Genomic DNA, 20168 nt, shown 5'->3' with positions numbered 1-20168 from the left:
AAGCAACGACCAGTGGAGGTACGCGTGACCGTCCGGGTAGGCGTCAACGGCTTCGGCCGCATCGGCCGCAACTTCTGGCGGGCGGTGGACGCCCAGCGCGCCGCCGGCACCACCGACATCGAGATCGTCGCGGTCAACGACCTCACCGACAACGCGACCCTCGCGCACCTGCTCAAGTACGACTCGATCCTGGGCCGCCTGCCGTACTCGGTGGAGCTCAAGGGCGACGACGAGATCCTGGTCGACGGCAAGCCGCTCAAGGCGCTGGCCTACCGGGACCCGGCGGAGCTGCCGTGGAAGGACCTCGGCGTGGACGTCGTGGTCGAGTCCACCGGCATCTTCACCAAGCGCGAGGGCGCCCAGAAGCACATCGACGCGGGCGCGAAGAAGGTCGTCATCTCGGCGCCGGCCACCGGTGAGGACCTCACCGTGGTCAAGGGCGTGAACGACTCGGCCTACGACGGGTCGCAGAACATCGTCTCGAACGCCTCCTGCACCACCAACTGCCTCGCGCCGCTGGCGAAGGTGCTGGACGACCTGCTGGGGATCGAGAAGGGTCTGATGACCACGATCCACGCCTACACGCAGGACCAGAACCTGCAGGACGGCCCGCACAAGGACCTGCGCCGGGCGCGCGCCGCCGCGATCAACATCGTGCCGACGTCGACCGGTGCCGCGAAGGCGATCTCGCTGGTCCTGCCGCACCTCAAGGGCAAGCTGGACGGCTACGCCCTGCGCGTGCCGATCCCCACGGGCTCGGCCACCGACCTCACGGTCGAGGTGCGCAAGGAGGCCACGGCGGAGGAGGTCAACGCGGCGTTCAAGGCGGCCGCCGAGGGTCCGCTGAAGGGCATCCTCAAGTACACCGAGGACCCGATCGTGTCGAGCGACATCGTCACCGACCCGCACTCGACGATCTTCGACGCGGGCCTGACCAAGGTCATCGGCAACCAGGTCAAGGTCGTCGGCTGGTACGACAACGAGTGGGGCTACTCGAACCGGCTCGCCGACATCACGGCGCTGGTGGCGTCCAAGCTGTGAAGACACTCTCCGACCTCGTCGACGAGGGGGTCGCCGGGCAGACCGTGCTGGTGCGCTCGGACCTCAACGTCCCCCTGGACGGCGAGACCATCACGGACGACGGGCGCATCCGCGCGTCCGTGCCCACGATCTCCGAGCTGTCCGGGGCGATGGCGAAGGTCGTCGTCACCGCGCACCTCGGCAGGCCGAAGTCGCCGTCGGACACGCAGTTCTCGCTGGGTCCGGTGGCGGCGCGGCTCGGTGAGCTGCTCGGCGCGCCGGTGAAGCTGGTGCCGCTGGAGGGGCCGCTGCCGAACCTGCACGACGGAGACGTCGTGCTGCTGGAGAACATCCGGTTCGACCCCCGCGAGACCTCGAAGAACGACGACGAGCGCGCCGAGTTCGCCCGTGAGCTGATCGCGCTCACCGGCGCGGAGGCGTTCGTGTCGGACGGCTTCGGCGTGGTCCACCGCAAGCAGGCCTCGGTCTACGACGTGGCGCAGGAGCTCCCGGCCTACGCGGGCGGGCTCGTCCTGTCCGAGGTCGAGGTGCTGCGGACGCTGACCGAGTCGCCGGAGCGGCCGTACGCGGTCGTCCTGGGCGGGTCGAAGGTCTCGGACAAGCTCGCCGTGATCGAGGCGCTGCTGCCCAAGGTCGACTCGCTGCTCGTCGGCGGCGGGATGTGCTTCACCTTCCTCGCCGCGCAGGGCTACGGCGTCGGGTCGTCGCTGCTCGAGAAGGACCAGATCGACACGTCCCGCACGCTCCTGGAGTCCGGGAAGATCGTGCTGCCGACGGACGTCGTGGTGGCGGACGCCTTCGCGGCGGACGCGAACACCAAGACCGTCCCGGTCGACGGGATCGAGGACGGCTGGATGGGCCTGGACATCGGCCCGGAGTCGGTCGCCGAGTTCGCCGCGGTGCTCGCGGGCGCGAAGACGGTGTTCTGGAACGGGCCGATGGGCGTGTTCGAGCTGGCGCCGTTCGCCGCCGGGACCCGGGGCGTGGCCCAGGCGATCGTCGACGGGGACGCGTTCTCCGTGGTCGGCGGCGGGGACTCGGCCGCCGCGGTGCGGGCCCTGGGCCTGCCCGAGGACGGGTTCTCGCACATCTCGACCGGCGGTGGTGCCTCCCTGGAGTACCTGGAGGGCAAGACCCTGCCCGGAGTGGCGGTGCTCGATGAGTCGTAGGCCCCTGATCGCGGGCAACTGGAAGATGAACCTGAACCACCTCGAGGCCATCGGGCTGGTGCAGAAGATCGCCTTCGCGTTGCCGCTGAAGTACTACGACCACGTGGACGTCGCGGTGATCCCGCCCTTCACGGACATCCGCAGCGTGCAGACCCTGATCGACGGGGACAAGCTCAAGCTCGTCCACGGCGCGCAGGACCTGTCGCCGTACGACTCCGGCGCCTACACCGGGGACATCTCCGGCGCCATGCTGGCGAAGCTCGGCTGCACCTACGTGGTGGTCGGGCACTCGGAGCGCCGGGAGATCCACGGCGAGGACGACCAGGTCGTCAACAGCAAGGTGCACGCCGCGCTCCGGCACGGGCTCAAGCCCATCCTGTGCGTCGGCGAGGGCCTGGACGTCCGGGAGTCCGGCGCCCAGGTCAGCCACACCACCGCGCAGCTGGTGGCGGCGCTGGAGAAGGTCACGCCCGAGCAGATCGCCGAGGTCGTCGTGGCCTACGAGCCGATCTGGGCGATCGGTACCGGGAAGGTCGCCTCCCCGGCGGACGCCCAGGAGGTCTGTCACGCCCTGCGCGAGCAGGTGCGCGAGCTGTACGGCTCCGCCACGGCGGACGGCATCCGGATCCTCTACGGCGGCTCGGTCAAGGCGAAGAACGTCGGCGAGATCGTCGCCGAGGCGGACGTCGACGGCGCGCTGGTCGGCGGGGCGAGCCTCGACGGGGACGAGTTCGCGCAGCTCAGCGCGATCGCGGCGGGCGGCCCGCTGCCGTAGTCCTCGGGCTCCGGCGCTCGTGTCGGCGAACGGCGCGTTGGCTCACACCTGGTGAGCGAGCGCGCCGTTCGCCGTCTCGGAACCGGGAGGCGGGCTCGACCGTCGACCGGACGGGTAACGGGGCGTGCTGCGGATTCGACCCTCCGGATACGACGGCCGCGGGCGCGGGTAGGCTTGACGTTCCTACCGTCCGTGGGTTTGAGAGGGTGGAATGGTCCTCGCACTTCAGATCGTGCTGATCGTCTCCAGCGTGCTGCTGGTGCTGCTGATCCTGCTGCACCGCGGTCGCGGCGGCGGCCTGTCGAGCCTGTTCGGCGGTGGCGTGCAGTCCAGCCTCTCCGGTTCTTCGGTCGCGGAGAAGAACCTGGACCGGCTCACGCTGTTCACCGCGGCGATCTGGGTCGTGTCGATCATCGGAACCGGCCTGCTGGTGAAGGTCGGGGCCTAGCAGTCGGCGCGACTGCACCCCTCACGGATCTCGAACGAGGAGACACCATGGCGATGTCCGGCGGCAACGCGATCCGCGGAACCCGGGTCGGGGCGGGCCCGATGGGCGAGTCGGAGCGGGGCGAGACCGCGCCGCGCGAACGCATCCCGTACTGGTGCGCGAACGGCCACGAGACCCGTCCGTCCTTCGCGGCCGAGGCCGAGATCCCGGAGTTCTGGGACTGCCCGCGCTGCGGGCTCCCGGCGGGCCGCGAGCAGCAGGCCCCGCCCGCCGCGCCGCGCACCGAGCCCTACAAGACGCACCTCGCCTACGTGAAGGAGCGCCGCAGCGACGAGGACGGCGCCGCCATCCTCGACGAGGCGCTGGCCCGGCTCCGCGCGAACCGCGAGCTCTGACCCGGGCCGGGGTGGGTCAACCGCCCCGGATGTCCTCCGCCACGCGGGCGAGGCCGGTGGTGGCGCGCGTCGACGGTCGTCATGGATCACTCCCCGGTAGGGGCCCGCGGGCGACGGTGCCGCGTGCCGATGTGGACGGTCGCGCTCCGACGCGCCGGTGGTCGACGCCGTGGCGGCGAGTCGGTGCCTCTGGAGGTGCGTACGCACCTCCGGTTAGGTTCGCGGGATGAGCCGCTGGAGTCTCCCCCCGACGTCGATCCCGACCGCCTGGTTCAACGTCGCGCCGCACCTGCCCGAACCCCTGGCCCCGCCCCTGCACCCGGCCACGCGCGAGCCGGTCGGGCCCGACGACCTCAGCCCGCTGTTCCCGATGGAGCTCATCGGCCAGGAGGTGTCGACCGCCCCGTGGGTGGACGTCCCGGGCGAGGTCCTCGACATCCTGCGGCTGTGGCGACCCACCCCCCTGGTCAGGGCCGAACGGCTGGAGAGGGCGCTCGGGACGCCCGCGCGGATCTACTTCAAGGACGAGTCCGTCTCGCCGTCGGGCAGCCACAAGACCAACACCGCCGTGCCCCAGGCCTTCTACAACGCCCGCGAGGGGATCACGCGGCTGACCACCGAGACCGGCGCGGGCCAGTGGGGGACCGCCCTGTCCTTCGCCGCCGCGCAGTACGACCTGGAGCTGCAGGTCTACATGGTGCGGGCCTCGTACGAGCAGAAGCCCTACCGGCGGATCGCGATGGAGACCTGGGGCGGTCGGGTGGTGCCCTCACCGGTCGACGAGCCCGGGCACCCCGGTTCGCTCGGCGCCGCGATCTCCGACGCCGTCCGGGACTGCGTGGGCCGCGCGGACACCCACTACGCGCTGGGGTCGGTGCTCAACCACGTGCTGTTGCACCAGACGGTGATCGGTCTGGAGGCGCGCGAGCAGCTCGAGCTCGCGGGTGAGCGCCTGCCGGACGTCGTCATCGCCCCGTGTGGCGGCGGGTCCAACCTCGGCGGGATCACGTTCCCGTTCGTGCCGGACGCGGGCGTGCGCCTGCTCGCCGTCGAGCCGACCTCCTGCCCGACCCTGACCCGGGGCACGTTCGACTACGACTTCGGAGACGTCGCGGGGCTGACCCCGCTGATGCCGATGTACACCCTGGGCCACGACTTCGTCCCGCCGTCGATCCACGCGGGCGGGCTGCGCTACCACGGTGACTCGCCGCTGGTGTCGGCGCTGGTCAAGGCGGGTCGGATGGAGGCGGTGGCCTACCCGCAGGGCAAGGTCTTCGAGGCTGCGGTGCAGTTCGCGAAGGTCGAGGGCAAGATCCCGGCGCCGGAGTGCGCGCACGGCATCCGCGCCGCGATCGACGAGGCGCTGGCCGCCAAGGAGACCGGCGAGGAGAAGGTGATCCTCTTCAACTACAGCGGCCACGGGTTCCTCGACCTGTCCGCCTACGACGACTTCACCCACGGTCGTCTCCCCGACGAGCAGGGGTGATCAGCAGCCGCAGGGGACCGTGAGGGGGTCGGGGTCCGGCAGGCGGAGGCCTGCCGCGCTCTCGACCGGCAGGCCCTCCCGGGCCCAGTACTCGAATCCGCCGAGCATCTCCTTGACCCGGACGCCTGCGCGGGCCAGGGCCAGGGCGGCGCGGGTGGCGCCGTCGCAGCCCGGGCCCCAGCAGTGGACGACCACGGGAACCGACGGGTCCAGCCCGCCCGGGAGCTCCGCCGTCGGCAGGTGCACCGCGCCCGGCACGTGGCCCTGGTCCCACGCCGCCCGGCTGCGGGTGTCCACCAGGACGAAGCCGGGGGCGCCGGTCGCGAGGGCCGCGTGCACGTCCGCCACGTCGGTGTGGAAGGCGAGGCGGGCGGCGAAGTAGGCCGCCGCCTCGGCGGGGGGTGCAGGCGGCACGGCGAGGGGTGCGGTCGTCGTCATGTGCCGCACGCTACGAACACCGAACCGCGAGGAACAGACGGATTCCACGGTGACACTCACGATGCACCGTGGAATCCACTGCTACTCGCTGATCACGCGGACCTTCGCCGCGGCGGCCTTCGCGTTCGCCCGCGCGGTGTCGGTGTCCTCGGCGGCGGCGACGACCACACCCATCCGGCGCGTGGTGAAGCTCTCCGGCTTGCCGAACAGCCGGATGTCCGTGCCCGGCACGGACAGGGCCTGCGCGACGCCGTCGAACGCGACCGCCTTGGCGTCCACCCCGCCGTAGATCACGGCGGAGGCGCCGGGGGAGCGGAGCGAGACGTCCACCGGGAGGCCGAGGATCGCGCGGGCGTGCAGCTCGAACTCCGACAGCCGCTGGGTGGCGAGGGTGACCAGGCCGGTGTCGTGCGGGCGCGGGCTGACCTCGGAGAACAGCACCTCGTCGCCGCGGACGAACAGCTCCACGCCGAAGATGCCGCGGCCGCCGAGGGCCTCGGTGATCCGACCCGCGACGTCCCGCGCGGCCGCGGCGGCCGCGTCCGACATCGGCTGGGGCTGCCAGGACTCGACGTAGTCGCCCGCCTGCTGGATGTGGCCGACGGGTGCGCAGAAGAACGTCCCCACGGTGCCGTCCAGACCGGCGGCCCGCACCGTCAGCTGGGTGATCTCGTAGTCGAAGTCCACGAACCCCTCGACGATCACCCGGGTGCCCGCCACCCGGCCGCCTGCCCTCGCGTAGTCCCAGGCCGCCTCGACGTCCTCCGGGGTCCGGATCGTCGACTGCCCCTTGCCGGACGACGACATGACGGGCTTGAGCACGCACGGCAGACCGAGGCGGTCGACGGCCGCGCGGACCTCGTCGAGCGTGTCGGCGAACTCGTACGGCGAGGTGGGCAGGCCGAGCTCCTCGGCGGCGAGCCGGCGGATGCCCTCGCGGTCCATGGTCAGCCGGGTGGCCCGGGCGGTCGGGATGACCGTCGCGAGGCCCTCCTGCTCGACCTGCAGGAGGGCGGCGGTCGCGATGGCCTCGATCTCCGGGATGACGTACTGCGGCTGCTCCTGCTCGATGACCGCCCGCAGCGCCACCGGGTCCGTCATGTCGATGGCGTGGGCGCGGTGCGCGACCTGGTGGCCGGGGGCGTCCGGGTAGCGGTCGACGGCGACGACCTCGACACCGAGCCGTTGGAAGGCGATCACGACCTCCTTGCCCAGCTCACCCGCCCCGAGCAGCATGACGCGGGTGGCGGAGGGACTGAGCGGAGTGCCGATGCGCACGGGGCCGGAGTTCATGGGCTCAGCCTAGATAAGCCTTCCGGAGCGTCTCGATGTCCAGCTTGCCGTGCATCTGGAGCATCGCGGCGAAGACGCGGTTCGCCTTCTCGGGATCGGGGTCGCGCATCCACTCGTCGGCCTCCACGGGCACGACCTGCCACGACACGCCGAACCGGTCCTTGAGCCAGCCGCAGGGCCGCTCGGACCCGCCCGCCACGAGCGCGGCGTAGTAGCGGTCGTTCTCCTCGTCCGACTCGACCGGGACCACGAAGGAGACCGCCTCGCTGTGCGGGAACTGCGGACCGCCGTTGAGCCCGGCGAACTCCCGCCCGTCGAGGGTGAACTCCACGTACATGACCTCGCCCGCCGGGCCCGGCGCGCCCTCGGGGTAGTACTGGACGCGGGTGATCCGCGAGTTCGGGAACACCGAGCAGTAGAACTCGGCGGCCTCCCGGGCCTGTCCGTCGAACCAGAGGCAGTTCTGGATGCTCTTCATGCGGGGGAGGACCGGCCGCGCGCCCGGTACTCATCGGCGGCGGTGGAATCCACGGCTATTCTCCCGCTGTGCCTATGGAATCCCTGGACGATACGGACTGGCGCCTGCTGGAAGCCCTGCAGCGGGACGGTCGCGCCAGCTACGCCGATCTCGGCAGGCTGGTCGGGCTCTCGCCGAGTGCGGTCACCGAGCGGGTGCGCAGGCTGGAGGACTCGGGCGTGATCACCGGGTACGGCTGCGAGGTCGACGCCGAGAAGCTCGGGCTCCCGATCATGGCGCTCGTCCGGCTGCGCTACCCGAGCGGCAACCACCTGCCGTTCCGGGACCTCCTCGGCACCACACCGGAGATCGTCGAGGCCCACCACGTCACGGGCGAGGACTGCTTCGTGATCACGGTGCGGGCGCGGTCGATGCGCCACCTCGAGGAGGTGACGGGCCGGATCGCGGGGCTGGGCGGGGTCACGACGAGTGTCGTGTACTCCAGCCCGCTCCCGAGGCGGTCGGTGGTGTCGAGTGCGGTGCGGGCGAGCGCTGCCGCGGCCGCCACGAGCCGCCGTCGCTGACCCGCACTATGGAGCCATAACGCGCGTTCCCGGCCCCGAAAAGCCCATTATGGTTCCACAATGCGCTAATCCGGCCTCGAAAAGCCCGTTATGGTTCCATAATGCGGAGGAGGGTGCGGGGGGAGACGGTGCGGGCGCCGAGGGCGGTCACCAGGCGGATGAGCTCGCGGTCCGCGGTCACCACCGTGACCTCGTCGGGGGACGCGTGGACCAGCTCCACCATCGTCGAGTCCCCGTCCCGCGGGGCGAGCAGGACCTCGAGGTCCTCGGGCACGGCCGCGCTGCGGGCCGCGCCCTCCAACACCAGGACCACCCGGTCGCCCAGGGCCGCGAGCGCGCCCGACCGCCGGGCCGCGGCGAGCTGTGTGGCGAGCCGCTCCGCCGCGCCCGCGCGGTCCCGCCACCACCCGTCCGGACGGGAGCCGACGACGTTGGCCCCGTCGACGACGAGCAGCATCAGCCCCGGTGCAGGTCGGACGGCAGTTTCGACGCCGCCTCCCGATCCAGCAGCCACCGCGTGTGCAGCCGCCCCCGCGCCCCGGCCACCGGGATCGCGACCTCACCCGCGCCGCCCAGCGCGAGCGAGACGGCCGCGGCCTTCGCCGACCCGCCCGTGATGATCCAGACCTCCTGGGCCGTGCGGATCGCGGGCAGCGTCAGCGAGACGCGGGTGGGCGGCGGCTTGGGGCAGTTGTAGACCGGCACGACCGTCCGCTCGGTCTCGTAGACGGCCGGGGACTCGGGGAAGATCGAGGCGCAGTGCCCCTCCCCGCCCATGCCGAGCATCAGCACGTCGAACGCGGGGACCTCGCCGTGGTCCTCCGGGCGGGCCTTGCGCGCCAACAGGTCCGCGTACTCCGCGGCGGCCTCGTCGGCCCCCGACGGCCCGTGGCCCACGTCCGCACCCATCGGGAACACCAGCGACGGGTCGACGTCGACGTGGTCGAGCAGCGCCTCGCGGGCCTGGGTCTCGTTGCGCTCCGGGTGCCCGGCGGGGAGGAAACGCTCGTCCCCCCAGTAGAACTCGATCCGCGACCAGTCCACCGCCGCGCGGGCGGGGGAGTCGCGGATCTGCTCCAGCATCGCGATGCCGACGCCGCCGCCGGTCAGCACGACCCGCGGGATCCCACCCCCCGCCTGCAGGTCGACCAGCTTCGTGACGAGCCGGGCCGCGCACGCCGCGGCCAGGACGTCCGAGTCGGAGTGGATGACGATCTCGGCCATCAGACCTTGACCGCCGACCGGCCGCGGGACACGGCCTCGACGCCCGCGAGCGCCTCGCCGTACGTCTCGTCCGGGTCCAGCCTGCGCAGCTCCTCGGCGATGCAGTCCGGCACGCCGCGGCGCGCGAGGGCGATCATCCGGTCCGGCTGGCCGGGCTGCGACAGCGTGGCCGTCTTCCCGTCCGGACGCGACAGCTCGACCTTGCCCGAGGCGCGGGTCAGCTGCACGAGCGTCATGCCCTGGCCGCCGGCGGCGGGGGAGCGCTTGACCTTGACCCCGAGCCGGGTGGCCAGCCAGCCCGCCAGCAGGTCGGTCGAGGGGGACACCTTCTCCCCGACGACGAGCGCGGACGTGACCTCCTCGTGCGGCGGGAAGTCGAGCGCCGCGGCGAGCAGGGCCCGCCACTGGGTCAGCCGGGTCCAGGTGAGGTCGGTGTCGCCCGCCACGTGCGTGGCGCGGCGCTGCTCGAAGGCCTTGATCGGGTCCTTCGCCGACAGCGCGTCGGTGATGCGGCGCTGGGCCAGCACGCCGATCGGGTCCTCGGCGGGCACCGCGGGCGCCTCGGCGGGCCACCAGGCGACGACCGGGGCGTCCGGCAGCAGGAGCGGCATGACCATGCCCGCACCCGCCTCGCCGCCCGCGAGGGGGCCGTAGCCGCGCAGCACGATCACCTCGCTCGCGCCCGCGTCACCCCCCACGCGGATCTGGGCGTCCAGCCGCGCGGCCGCCCGGCGCGCCCCGCGGGCCAGCACGATCACCCGGCAGGGGTGCTCGTGGCTCGCGGTGTTGGCCGCCTCGATCGCGCTCTCGATGCCCGCACCGTCGTCGGTGACGATCACCAGCGTGAGCACCCGGCCCTGCGCCTGCACGCCACCGGACTCGCGCAGCTCGACGAGCTTCTTGTTGACCGCCGAGGTGTTGCTCGACGGGAGATCGACGATCATCCTGTGCTCCTGCTCGCGCTCACGGCCGACGCCACGTGCGTCCGGTCCGGGCCAGCATCTCGTTGGCCTGTTCGGGCCCCCACGATCCCGCGGGGTACCCGGGCGGGCCCTCCGGGAGCGAGTGCCAGTGCTCGATCACCGGGTCGAGGATCTCCCAGGACCGCTCGACCTCCTCGTTCACCGGGAACAGCGACGGCTCGCCGAGCAGCACGTCCAGGATCAGCCGCTCGTACGCCTCGGGCGAGGCCTCGGTGAACGCCGTGCCGTAGCCGAAGTCCATCGTGACGTCCCGGACCTCCATCTGGCTGCCCGGCACCTTGGACCCGAAGCGCATGGTGATGCCCTCGTCCGGCTGCACGCGGATGACTAGCGCGTTCTGCCCCAGCTCCTCGGTCATCGTGGAGTCGAAGGGCAGGTGCGGCGCCCGCTTGAAGATCACCGCGATCTCGGTGACCCGCCGCCCCAGCCGCTTGCCCGTGCGCAGGTAGAAGGGCACCCCGGCCCATCGGCGGTTCTCGACCTCGAGGGTGATCGCCGCGTACGTCTCGGTGGTGGAGTTCGGGTCGTAGCCCTCCTCCTCCTTGAGGCCGCGGACCAGCTCGCCGCCCTGCCAGCCGCCGGTGTACTGCCCGCGTGCGGTGGTCTCGTCCAGCGGGCCGACGAGCTTGGTCGCGTTCAGGACCTTGATCTTCTCGGTGCGCAGCTCGTCGGAGGAGAAGGACGTCGGCTCCTCCATCGCCGTGAAGGCGAGCAGCTGCAGCAGGTGGTTCTGGATGACGTCCCGGGCCGCGCCGATGCCGTCGTAGTACCCCGCGCGCCCGCCGAGGCCGATGTCCTCGGCCATGGTGATCTGCACGTGGTCGACGTAGTTGCTGTTCCAGATGGGCTCGTAGAGCTGGTTGGCGAAGCGCAGCGCGAGGACGTTCTGCACCGTCTCCTTGCCGAGGTAGTGGTCGATCCGGAAGACCGAGTCCTCGGGGAAGACGTCGTTGACGATCGCGTTGAGCTCCCGCGCCGACGCGAGGTCGTGCCCGAAGGGCTTCTCGATCACCACCCGGCGCCACTGGTCCGCGTTCTGCGCGGACAGCCCGGAGCGGGCGAGCTGCTTGCACACCACCGGGAACGCCGACGGCGGGATCGACAGGTAGAACGCGTGGTTGCCGTTCGTGCCGCGGACCCGGTCGAGGTCGTGGACGGTCTGCTCGAGCCGGTCGAACGCGTCGTCGTCGTCGAAGGTGCCCTCGACGAACCGGAAGCCCTCGGCCAGCCGGTCCCAGACCTCCTGCCGGAACGGCGTGCGCGCGTGCGCCTTCACCGCGTCGAGGACGATCTGCCCGAAGTCGTCGTTCGACCAGTCCCGGCGGGCGAAGCCGGTCAGCGCGAAGCCCGGCGGGAGCAGCCCGCGGTTGGCGAGGTCGTAGATGGCGGGCATCAGCTTCTTGCGCGACAGGTCCCCGGTCACACCGAAGATCACCAGACCGCACGGGCCCGCGATCCGCGGCAGCCGCTTGTCCCGGGGGTCGCGCAGCGGGTTCACCCAGGCCGCCGTGTGGGCCGGGATGCCCTTCGTACCGCTGGTCATGGCAGCAAGCCTTCCACTGTTGTCACGGTCTCCGCAGGTCCTGGACCGCGCGAGCGAGCAGGACGAGCCCGGCGACCCGGTCGGCGAGGTGCAGCCGCAGCACGGGCACATCCCGCGCGGCGACCGCGGCAGCGGCGCCGCTCGCCTCGGTCAGCGCCAGCCTAGAGGTCTCGGGCCCCGGGTCGGGGACGAGATCATCCGGGGGGTCGCCCGTCAGCACGCAGACGGCACCCGGTCGGGGATCGGCGCGCGCGAACGGGGCGAGGACGTCGCGGTGGCGCGGCCCCCACCCGAACGTCACGGGCACGCCGGTGCGGCGGGCCAGCTCACCGCGGAGCACGGCCATCGACGCGTCGTCCGCCGGGTCCAGCCACACGGACAGGGCGAGGTGCCCGCCCTCCGGCACGGCGTCGACGAGCGCCTGCAGCGCGTCCCCGGTGGACGGGGCGCCGGTCAGCCACGGGCCTGCGTGAACCGTCACCACGCCGTCCGACGCGCGTTCGGGGAGGGCCTCGGGGATCTCGGCGGACCCGGCGACCTCGGTGACCTCGGCGAACGGGTCGCCGCCGAGCAGCCGGGCGGCGGCCGCGGCCGCGTACTGCCAGAGCAGCAGCTCGGCGCCGAGCGGCCCGCCGGTGGAGATCACCTCGTCAGACCCGCCGGAGGCGGGCTCGTCCGGCTCGGGCTCGAGGGTGGCGGGATCGTCCGGCATCCGGCGCGGTGCCGGGCCCAGCAGCTCGGACAGGTCGTCCGGGGCGGCCGTGGGGTCCTTGGCGGTCGCCGGGGCGAGGATCGGCCCGGATGGGACACCGTCCTCGCCCGCCTCCCCGTTCTCGCCGTCGAGCAGCACGGGCATCGCCCCCGCCGCGGCGACGAGCATCGCCACCCACTCGGTCAGCGCGGGCGGCGCGAGCCGCCCGTCCAGCCGGACCGCGTCGTTCGCGGACGCCACCAGCACGCCCGCGAGCAGCAGGGCGGGGTTCGCCGGGTCGTCCCCGGTCAGCAGCTCCACGGCGGCGCGAGCGTCGTCGAGGATCCCGCCGACGGGTGCGCCCGCGAGCCCCGCGGGCACCAGTCCCGGCGCCCCGAGCACGGAGAAGACGGCAGGCACGTCCCGCTCGGTGGTGATCACGACCGAGCCCGCGGCCCGGGCGCGCTCGTCGAGCGGGGACCCGGCCTCGGTCAGCACCACGGTCCGTTCGGCGGCGGCGCGCGGGCCGACCTCGTCGGCGATCGCGTCCGTGAGCAGCTCCTGGACGGCGGCGATCCACGCCGTCCCGCCCTCCGGGTCGGTGATCACCACCACCGTGCCGGTCAGGTCCCCGGCCAGGGCGTGCGAGACCACGCCCGGATCGGGGGTGTCCAGGACCGTGAGGAGATCCACGGACACGGAGCTTGCGGAGTCGACCATCGACCGAGCGTCGGTACGGACGCCGGCGCGGGCGAGGACCTCGGCGCCGAGCGTCCACCGGCTGTCGCCGACGAGCAGCACCCGGGCGGCGCCGTCGACCCGGAAGGCCTCGCGCAGCGCGTCGATCTGCCCGATCAACGGCCGGGAGGCCCACGGGAGGGCGGCCCAGCCGAGCGCGTCCGCGGCCGCCCGGCCCTGCTCGGGTCGCAGGAACGACGGGTCGGCGTCCGTGATCCGGGACGCGACGGTGTCGGCGGCCAGCTGGGCCGCCACCCGCCGCCCCTCGGCGGCGACGCCCGTCCCGGAGCTCGACGGGGTGGACGGGAAACCGCCGCCGAGCTCCACGACCGGGAGCCCGACGGCGGGTCGAGACGTCACGTGCGGGTCGCCTCCGACTAGTCGGCTGTCACTTGCCTGCGGCGTCGAGCTGCCCCTGGACGGACTCCTGCAGCTCCGACCAGGACTTCTCGAACTTCTCGACGCCCTCGTTCTCCAGCACCAGGAACACGTCGGTCAGGTCGATGCCTACCCGCTCCAGCGAGTCGAACACCTCCTGCGCGGCGGGCCCGGTGCCGGTGACCTTGTCGCCCTCGACGACGCCGTGGTCCGCGAATGCGGCCATGGTCTTCTCCGGCATGGTGTTCACGGTGTCCGCGACGACCAGCTCGGTGACGTAGAGGGTGTCCGGGTAGTCCGGGTTCTTGACCCCGGTCGAGGCCCACAGCGGCCGCTGCGGCTTGGCGCCCTGCGCCTCGAGGGCCTTCCAGCGGTCGGAGGAGAAGACCTTCTGGAACGCGTCGTAGGCCAGCCGGGAGTTCGCGACGCCCGCCTTGCCCTTGAGCGCCTTCGCCTCGTCGGTGCCGATGGCGTCCAGCCGCGCGTCGATCTCGGAGTCCACGCGGGACACGAAGAACGACGCGACCGAGGTGAGCGAGGAGACCGCGACGCCGTTCGCCGCGGCCTGCTCGACGCCGTCGAGGTACGCGGCCATGACGGCCTCGTAGCGCTCGACGGAGAAGATCAGCGTGACGTTCACCGACACGCCCTCGGCGAGCGCCCGGGTGATCGCGGGCAGGCCCGCCTCGGTGGCCGGGATCTTCACCAGCAGGTTCGGCCGGTCGACGGCCTTCCACAGGTCCAGCGCCTGCGCGACGGTGGCCTCGGTGTCCCGGGCCAGGGTCGGGTCGACCTCCAGGGAGACCCGGCCGTCGACGCCGCCGGTCTTCTCCCAGACGCCGGAGAAGACGTCACACGCCTGCTGCACGTCTGCGACGGTGACCTCGCGGATGGTGGCCGCGACGTCCGCGCCGCGGGCCGCCAGCTCCCGGACCTGCGCGTCGTACGCCGCCCCGTCCGACAGGGCGGAGGCGAAGATCGTGGGGTTCGTGGTGACCCCGACGACGCTCCACTCGTCGATCAGCTTCCTGAGGTTCCCGGAGGTGATCCGCTCGCGGGAGAGGTCGTCGAGCCAGATCGAGACGCCCGCCTCCGACAGCTGGGCCAGGGCGGCCGACTTACCGTTGCTGCTCATGTGCACTCCTCTCAGAGCTTGCCGAGGCTCGCGCGGGCGGCGTCGACGACGGCCTCCGGCGTGAACCCGAACTCGCGGAACAGGGTGGCGGCGTCCGCGGAGGCGCCGTAGTGCTCGATGGACACGGGCACGCCCGCGTCTCCGATGAAGCGGTACCAGGGCATCGCGATCCCGGCCTCGACCGAGACCCGCGCCTTGACCGACGGCGGCAGGACGGAGTCCCGGTACGCGGCGTCCTGCTGGTCGAACCACTCGACGCACGGCATGGACACCACACGCGTGGGAACGCCGTCCGCCTCGAGGGTCTTCCGCGCCTCGACGGCGAGCTGGACCTCCGACCCGGTGGCGATGATCACGACCTGCGGCTCGCCGTCCGTGGCGTCCGCCAGGACGTAGCCGCCCTTCTGCACACCCTCGTAGGAGGTGCCCTCCAGGGTGGGGACGTTCTGCCGGGTCAGCGCGAGGCCGACCGGGCCCTCCTGCCACTCCAGCGTCGCGCGCCAGGCGTGGGCGGTCTCGTTCGCGTCCGCCGGGCGCAGCATCGACAGGTTCGGGATGGCCCGCAGCGCCGCGAGGTGCTCGATCGGCTGGTGCGTGGGGCCGTCCTCGCCGAGGCCGATGGAGTCGTGCGTCCAGACGAAGATCGCCGCGGACTTCATCAGCGCGCCGAGCCGCACGGCCCCGCGCATGTAGTCCGCGAACTGCAGGAACGTGCCGCCGTAGGGGCGGGTCGGGCCGTGCAGCGAGATGCCGTTGAGGATCGCGCCCATCGCGTGCTCGCGGACGCCGAAGTGCAGCGTGCGGCCGTACGGGTTGGCGTTCCACATCTTCGTGGCCGCGGACTTCGGGCCGAAGCTGTCCGCGCCCTCCATCGTGGTGTTGTTGCTCTCGGCCAGGTCGGCCGAGCCGCCCCACAGCTCCGGCAGCACCGGCGCGAGGGCCTTGAGCACCTCGCCGGAGGCCTTGCGGGTGGCGAGGCCCTTCGGGTCGACGGGCCACTGCGGCAGCGCGTCGGTCCAGCCCTCGGGCAGGGCGTTGGCCAGCAGGCGGTCCCAGAGCTGCTTGCGCTCGGGCTCCCGCATCACCCAGTCGTCGAACGACTTCTGCCAGGCGTCCTTCTTCCCGCCCAGCCGCTCGCCGACGTCCCGGGTGTGGGCCAGCACCTCGTCCTCGACCACGAAGTCCTTGTCCGGGTCGAACCCGAGGACCTTCTTGGTCTCGGCGACCTCCTCGGCGCCCAGCGCCGCGCCGTGCGCCTTGCCGGTGTTCATCTTGGTCGGCGCCGGGAAGCCGATGATGGTGCGGAGCAGGATGAAGGACGGCCGGTCCTTCTCGTTCCGGGCCGCCTCGAGCGCGGCGAGGATGCCGGTGACGTTCTCCCCGCCCTCGACGACCTGGACGTGCCAGCCGTAGGCCTCGTAGCGCTTCGCGGTGTCCTCGGACAGCGCGATCGCGGTGTCGTCCTCGATGGAGATCTTGTTGTCGTCGTAGATCACCGTGAGGTTGCCGAGCTCCTGGCGGCCCGCGAGCGACGACGCCTCGCTGGTCACCCCCTCCTCGATGTCGCCGTCCGAGGCGATGACGTAGATCTGGTGGTCGAACGGCGAGGAGCCCTCGGGGGCGTCCGGGTCGAACAGGCCGCGCTCGCGGCGGGCCGCCATCGCCATGCCGACCGCGGAGGCGAGGCCCTGGCCCAGCGGGCCGGTGGTGATCTCCACACCGTCGGTGTGGCGCCACTCCGGGTGCCCCGGGGTCTTCGAGCCCCACCTCCGCAGCTGCTTGAGGTCCTCGATCTCCAGGCCGTAGCCCGCGAGGAACAGCTGGATGTAGAGGGTGAGGCTGGAGTGGCCCGCCGAGAGGACGAACCGGTCGCGGCCCGGCCAGTCCGGGTTCGCCGGGTCGTGCCGCATGACGCGCTGGAACAGCGTGTAGGCCAGCGGCGCGAGGCTCATCGCGGTGCCCGGGTGGCCGCTGCCGCAGTGCTGCACCGCGTCCGCAGCCAGGACCCGGACGGTGTCGACGGCCCGCTTGTCCAGCTCGGTCCAGTCCGGCGGCACCTCGGCCCGGGTGAGGGCGGCGAAGTCGGGCTCGGTAGAAGACACGGTGCGGAGCTCCTGTCTGCATCGATGGGGGTGGTGACGGTTCAGGGAGGACCGCGGGGGCCCGTCCGACTCGACCCCGGACTCTAGTCCGAAGCGGACGCCCGACGCCCGGTTCGGGGAGTTCGGACACGTAGTCCTCACGAACCGGCTACCCCGCGACCCCGTCCGCCACTCCACGAGCTAGCATCGACGCGCTGTAGAAGTACGCTTCCGCAGTCCCACCACTTACGGTCGAGCGAGGTAGCAGCTGGTGAGCACACCCGTGTCACACCGGGGGGCGGCGTCGACCGCTCCGGCGAAACGCGGCGTCGTGGACACGGTTCGGGCGTACGCCGCGCTCACCAAGGCCCGCATCATCGAGCAGCTGCTGGTCGTGACGGTGCCGGCGATGATCCTCGCCGAGCGCGCCATCCCGTCCGTGTGGCTGATCCTGGCCACCCTGGTCGGCGGCACCATGGCCGCGGCGTCGGCGCACGCGCTGAACTGCGTGGTGGACGCGGACATCGACGCGAAGATGAAGCGCACGGCGCGCCGGCCCACGGCGAAGGGCGAGGTGCCGCCGCGGAACGCGCTGATCTTCGGCCTGGCCCTCGGCGTGTTGTCCGCGGCCTGGCTGTGGCTGACCACCAACCTGCTCTCGGCGATCCTGTCGGTCGCCGCGATCGCCTTCTACGTGCTGGTCTACACGCTGCTGCTCAAGCGGCGGACCTCGCAGAACATCGTCTGGGGCGGCGCCGCGGGCTGCATGCCGGTCGTCATCGGCTGGTCGGCGGTCACCGGCACGGTCGAGTGGCCCGCGCTCGTCATGTTCGGGGTGATCTTCTTCTGGACGCCGCCGCACTTCTGGGCGCTGGCCATGAAGTACAAGGACGACTACGCGGCCGCCGAGGTCCCGATGCTGCCGGTCGTGGCCACCCCGCGGCAGGTGTCGGTGCGGATCGTGGCCTACGCCTGGGTGATGGTCGCCTGGACGCTGCTGCTGGCCCCGGTCACGTCCTGGATCTACGTCGGGTTCGCGCTGGCAGGCGGCCTCTACTTCGTCGTCATGGCGCACCGCCTGCACGCCGGGGTGAAGGCGGGCGAGAACGTCTCCCCGATGAGGCTGTTCCACCTGTCGAACATCTACCTCTGCGGCCTCTTCCTGGCCATCGCGGTCGACGCGGCCATCGGCCTGCCCACCGTCCTCTGACCGTGCGCGGCGATGGTCGCTCCAGCGACCATCGCCGCGCACGAGGGTCATCTCAGCAGGTCGGGGACCTGCCACTCCTCGCCCAGGACGTGGGTCGCGAGGAAGGCGTGGACGGTCTCGTACCAGAGCGCCGCGTGCTGCGGCGTCAGGATCCAGTGGTTCTCGCTGGGGAAGTACAGGAAGCGGTGCGGGTTCGCGTCGGGGTCGGCGACCCGTGACTGCAGGTCCCACCACAGCCGCAGCGCCTCGCCGATCGGGACCCGGTAGTCCTTGTCGCCGTGGACGACCAGCATCGGCGTCCGGATGGCGTCGGCGTGCCGGTCGGGGCTGTTGGCCAGGGCCCGCTCCGGGCTCATCTCCACGCGCCAGTAGTAGGAGAGGTCCGTCGTCGGGCCGAACTGGTCGAGCGACCACAGGCTCGCGTGCGTGACGATCGCCCGGAAGCGGTCCGTGTGGCCCGCGATCCAGTTGGCCATGTAGCCGCCGAAGGAGCCGCCCATCGCGGCCGTGCGGGTGGCGTCGATCTCCGGGAGGGCCTCCGCCGCGTCCTGCAGCGCCATCAGGTCGGTGTAGGGCGCCTCGCCCCACGCGCCCCAGCCGCGCTGCACGAAGTCCTGTCCGTAACCCGTGGACAGCGCCGGGTCGGGGAGCAGGACCGCGTATCCGCGGGCGGCCATCAGCCACGGGTTCCAGCGCCACTGCCAGGTGTTCCAGCTGCCCAGCGGACCGCCGTGCACCCACAGCAGGAGCGGCACGGGTCCCTGCCGTTCGGGGAGCACGAGCCACGCCCGCAGCGGGGCGCCGTCCACCGCGGTCGCGGTGACCTCGGTGAGCGTGCCCGGGAGCACGGGGGGTTCGACCGGCCCGGGCAGCAGGGTCGGCTGCTGGTCGGGGGCCTGGGCGTCGAGCCGGACGGGGGTGGGCGGGCAGTCCACGGCGTTGCGCAGCGCGTAGACCGTGCTCCCGTCCGGCGACACGACGGCGTTCGAGTAGGCCCCGTGGTCCCCGGTCAGCCGGGTCACCCGGTCGGACTCGAGGTCGATGCGGAACAACGGGGCCCGGCCCCGGTCGTCGGCGGCGACGACCAGGGCGCGGGAGTCCGGCGTCCACGCGACGTCCGCGGGCCAGCGGTCCCACTCCGGCGCCACCGGGCGCGCCTCCCCACCGGTCAGGGGCAGGAGCACCAGGTCGGTCCGCGGGGCCAGCTCGGTGGTGGTCCGCCGGGTCCGCAGCACGACGACGGCGACGCCGTCCGGGCTGACCCACGCCGGCCCGTAGTCGTGGTCCGGGTCCCCGAGGAGCGTGCGGCGGTCCCCGGTCGCGGTGTCGATCGCCTCGACGACGGTCCGCCGGTCACCACGCGGCAACGCCACGCTCCACGTGGTGAGCACGGTGCGGCCGTCCGGGCTGAGCGTGGCGGCGGCCTCGTCGAGGGCCCGGCCGGGAGCGGGCGTGAGGTCCCGCCAGCCGTCGTCGGTGTGGATCAGCAGGCGGGGCTCGTCCGGCCCGAGGTCGTGGTCCCAGTACCGGATCGGGTAGCCCTCGTGCAGGATCGCCGTGACCGCGCCGTCCTTGCGGGCCTTGCGGCGCGCGGCGTCGTCGGCGTCGGTCACCGCGGCGGGCAGCGTCGGGCTCGTGACCAGCACCGTCCCCGCGTCCCGGGCCACCGCGACGGCCGACACCCCACCCGCCCGGGTGGCCACGCTGCGGGCCTCGCCGCGCGGGGGGAGCGCCCACAGGGAGGACGACTCGGGCGCGTCCTTCGTGTCCGGGTCCTGTCTGCCGGACACGAACAGCAGGTCACCGTCGGGGGTGAAGACCGGCTGCGACTCGCCCTTCTCGCCGCGCGTGAGCCGACGGGCGGGCTCGCGCCCCGCGGGGTCGACCTCCCACAGCGCGGGCCGCCAGGCGGTGCGGTCGGCCGTCAGGGCGGCCGCGGTGGTGACGAGTCGGCGACCGTCCGGGGACAGGGCGAGGCCTGCGACGCGGGGGAGCTCGACGTAGGACTGGAGATCGGTGAAGTCGGGCACGTGACCATGCCTACACCCTCCGTCCGGAGGGGACGGATTCGCCGCGCAACCGTGTTCCGGGAGACCATG

At 72.5% G+C, this 20168-nt stretch carries 19 protein-coding genes; 8 read left to right on the top strand and 11 right to left on the bottom strand.

The window, feature by feature from the left end; translation table 11 throughout:
• The first annotated feature begins 24 nt into the window (after nt 1-24).
• From gap to L3X23_RS09950, 6 genes are all read left to right on the top strand, one after another.
• The gene (gene gap / locus L3X23_RS09975) at nt 25-1041 is read left to right on the top strand and encodes a type I glyceraldehyde-3-phosphate dehydrogenase (RefSeq protein ID WP_237191955.1); all 1017 of its coding nucleotides are present in this window, start codon (nt 25-27) and stop codon (nt 1039-1041) included.
• Nucleotides 1038-2210 (top strand): phosphoglycerate kinase, encoded by a 1173-nt coding sequence (pgk, locus tag L3X23_RS09970; RefSeq protein ID WP_237191954.1) that lies wholly within the window; start codon nt 1038-1040, stop codon nt 2208-2210. The genes gap and pgk overlap by 4 nt, the downstream gene beginning before the upstream one ends.
• Entirely contained in the window at nt 2200-2985 is a 786-nt protein-coding gene (gene tpiA / locus L3X23_RS09965) for a triose-phosphate isomerase (protein ID WP_093077888.1), read from the top strand. Before pgk ends, tpiA begins: the two co-directional genes overlap by 11 nt.
• A gap of 211 nt (nt 2986-3196) precedes the next feature.
• Nucleotides 3197-3433, top strand: a complete 237-nt coding sequence (gene secG, locus L3X23_RS09960) for a preprotein translocase subunit SecG (RefSeq protein WP_093077885.1) — start codon at nt 3197-3199, stop codon at nt 3431-3433.
• Between the two features lie 53 nt (nt 3434-3486).
• On the top strand, nt 3487-3828 hold the full coding sequence (locus L3X23_RS09955) for an RNA polymerase-binding protein RbpA (protein ID WP_093078517.1): 342 nt from the start codon (nt 3487-3489) through the stop codon (nt 3826-3828).
• Nucleotides 3829-4054: 226 nt separating this feature from the next.
• A complete protein-coding gene (locus L3X23_RS09950; RefSeq protein WP_237191953.1) occupies nt 4055-5314 on the top strand; it encodes a TrpB-like pyridoxal phosphate-dependent enzyme in 1260 nt (419 codons plus the stop codon).
• On the opposite strand, the gene L3X23_RS09945 is transcribed toward L3X23_RS09950, so the two are convergent.
• The 3 genes from L3X23_RS09945 to L3X23_RS09935 all read right to left on the bottom strand — a co-directional run bounded on the left by L3X23_RS09945 (nt 5315) and on the right by L3X23_RS09935 (nt 7523).
• Complete coding sequence (locus tag L3X23_RS09945) at nt 5315-5752, bottom strand: rhodanese-like domain-containing protein (protein WP_093077882.1); 438 nt, start codon at nt 5750-5752, stop codon at nt 5315-5317.
• Between the two features lie 81 nt (nt 5753-5833).
• Nucleotides 5834-7045, bottom strand: coding sequence for a formate-dependent phosphoribosylglycinamide formyltransferase (purT, locus tag L3X23_RS09940; RefSeq protein WP_237191952.1), 1212 nt, complete (start codon nt 7043-7045; stop codon nt 5834-5836).
• Nucleotides 7046-7049: 4 nt separating this feature from the next.
• A complete protein-coding gene (locus L3X23_RS09935) occupies nt 7050-7523 on the bottom strand; it encodes a VOC family protein (protein ID WP_237191951.1) in 474 nt (157 codons plus the stop codon).
• A 74-nt stretch (nt 7524-7597) separates the two neighbouring features.
• On the opposite strand from L3X23_RS09935, the gene L3X23_RS09930 reads away from it, so the two are divergent.
• Nucleotides 7598-8086, top strand: coding sequence for an Lrp/AsnC family transcriptional regulator (locus L3X23_RS09930; RefSeq protein ID WP_237197979.1), 489 nt, complete (start codon nt 7598-7600; stop codon nt 8084-8086).
• An 88-nt stretch (nt 8087-8174) separates the two neighbouring features.
• On the opposite strand, the gene L3X23_RS09925 is transcribed toward L3X23_RS09930, so the two are convergent.
• Genes L3X23_RS09925 through tkt form a run of 7 tightly spaced genes read right to left on the bottom strand, consistent with a single transcriptional unit; the run spans nt 8175 to nt 16880 of the window.
• On the bottom strand, nt 8175-8543 hold the full coding sequence (locus L3X23_RS09925) for a hypothetical protein (RefSeq protein ID WP_237191950.1): 369 nt from the start codon (nt 8541-8543) through the stop codon (nt 8175-8177).
• On the bottom strand, nt 8543-9310 hold the full coding sequence (gene pgl, locus L3X23_RS09920; protein ID WP_093077868.1) for a 6-phosphogluconolactonase: 768 nt from the start codon (nt 9308-9310) through the stop codon (nt 8543-8545). The genes L3X23_RS09925 and pgl overlap by 1 nt, the downstream gene beginning before the upstream one ends.
• A complete protein-coding gene (opcA, locus tag L3X23_RS09915; protein ID WP_093077865.1) occupies nt 9310-10254 on the bottom strand; it encodes a glucose-6-phosphate dehydrogenase assembly protein OpcA in 945 nt (314 codons plus the stop codon). The genes pgl and opcA overlap by 1 nt, the downstream gene beginning before the upstream one ends.
• A gap of 19 nt (nt 10255-10273) precedes the next feature.
• Nucleotides 10274-11836: a glucose-6-phosphate dehydrogenase gene (zwf, locus tag L3X23_RS09910; protein ID WP_237191949.1), complete on the bottom strand. Its 1563-nt coding sequence runs from the start codon at nt 11834-11836 to the stop codon at nt 10274-10276.
• A 22-nt stretch (nt 11837-11858) separates the two neighbouring features.
• Entirely contained in the window at nt 11859-13625 is a 1767-nt protein-coding gene (locus tag L3X23_RS09905) for a hypothetical protein (protein WP_237191948.1), read from the bottom strand.
• Nucleotides 13626-13653: 28 nt separating this feature from the next.
• On the bottom strand, nt 13654-14778 hold the full coding sequence (tal, locus tag L3X23_RS09900; protein WP_237191947.1) for a transaldolase: 1125 nt from the start codon (nt 14776-14778) through the stop codon (nt 13654-13656).
• Between the two features lie 11 nt (nt 14779-14789).
• Nucleotides 14790-16880, bottom strand: coding sequence for a transketolase (gene tkt / locus L3X23_RS09895; protein ID WP_237191946.1), 2091 nt, complete (start codon nt 16878-16880; stop codon nt 14790-14792).
• A 262-nt stretch (nt 16881-17142) separates the two neighbouring features.
• On the opposite strand from tkt, the gene L3X23_RS09890 reads away from it, so the two are divergent.
• Nucleotides 17143-18069, top strand: a complete 927-nt coding sequence (locus L3X23_RS09890; RefSeq protein ID WP_237197978.1) for a heme o synthase — start codon at nt 17143-17145, stop codon at nt 18067-18069.
• Nucleotides 18070-18116: 47 nt separating this feature from the next.
• On the opposite strand, the gene L3X23_RS09885 is transcribed toward L3X23_RS09890, so the two are convergent.
• The gene (locus tag L3X23_RS09885) at nt 18117-20099 is read right to left on the bottom strand and encodes a S9 family peptidase (RefSeq protein WP_237191945.1); all 1983 of its coding nucleotides are present in this window, start codon (nt 20097-20099) and stop codon (nt 18117-18119) included.
• Nucleotides 20100-20168 lie beyond the last annotated feature (69 nt).

It is taken from the genome of Pseudonocardia sp. WMMC193 (assembly GCF_021728735.1).
Classification (GTDB): Bacteria; Actinomycetota; Actinomycetes; order Mycobacteriales; family Pseudonocardiaceae; genus Pseudonocardia; species Pseudonocardia oroxyli.
The sequence above is the reverse complement of the archived record's forward strand: the minus strand, read 5'-3'. Positions and strand labels throughout refer to the sequence as shown.

Bases quoted from the DNA above. Each gene is read 5' to 3' on its own strand.
- purT (WP_237191952.1), bottom strand. From the start codon at position 7,045: ATGAACTCCGGCCCCGTGCGCATCGGCACTCCGCTCAGTCCCTCCGCC.
- opcA (WP_093077865.1), bottom strand. From the start codon at position 10,254: ATGATCGTCGATCTCCCGTCGAGCAACACCTCGGCGGTCAACAAGAAG.
- L3X23_RS09935 (WP_237191951.1), bottom strand. From the start codon at position 7,523: ATGAAGAGCATCCAGAACTGCCTCTGGTTCGACGGACAGGCCCGGGAG.
- tpiA (WP_093077888.1), top strand. From the start codon at position 2,200: ATGAGTCGTAGGCCCCTGATCGCGGGCAACTGGAAGATGAACCTGAAC.
- L3X23_RS09950 (WP_237191953.1), top strand. From the start codon at position 4,055: ATGAGCCGCTGGAGTCTCCCCCCGACGTCGATCCCGACCGCCTGGTTC.
- L3X23_RS09930 (WP_237197979.1), top strand. From the start codon at position 7,598: ATGGAATCCCTGGACGATACGGACTGGCGCCTGCTGGAAGCCCTGCAG.
- pgl (WP_093077868.1), bottom strand. From the start codon at position 9,310: ATGGCCGAGATCGTCATCCACTCCGACTCGGACGTCCTGGCCGCGGCG.
- tal (WP_237191947.1), bottom strand. From the start codon at position 14,778: ATGAGCAGCAACGGTAAGTCGGCCGCCCTGGCCCAGCTGTCGGAGGCG.
- zwf (WP_237191949.1), bottom strand. From the start codon at position 11,836: ATGACCAGCGGTACGAAGGGCATCCCGGCCCACACGGCGGCCTGGGTG.
- L3X23_RS09945 (WP_093077882.1), bottom strand. From the start codon at position 5,752: ATGACGACGACCGCACCCCTCGCCGTGCCGCCTGCACCCCCCGCCGAG.
- L3X23_RS09925 (WP_237191950.1), bottom strand. From the start codon at position 8,543: ATGCTGCTCGTCGTCGACGGGGCCAACGTCGTCGGCTCCCGTCCGGAC.
- secG (WP_093077885.1), top strand. From the start codon at position 3,197: ATGGTCCTCGCACTTCAGATCGTGCTGATCGTCTCCAGCGTGCTGCTG.
- L3X23_RS09955 (WP_093078517.1), top strand. From the start codon at position 3,487: ATGTCCGGCGGCAACGCGATCCGCGGAACCCGGGTCGGGGCGGGCCCG.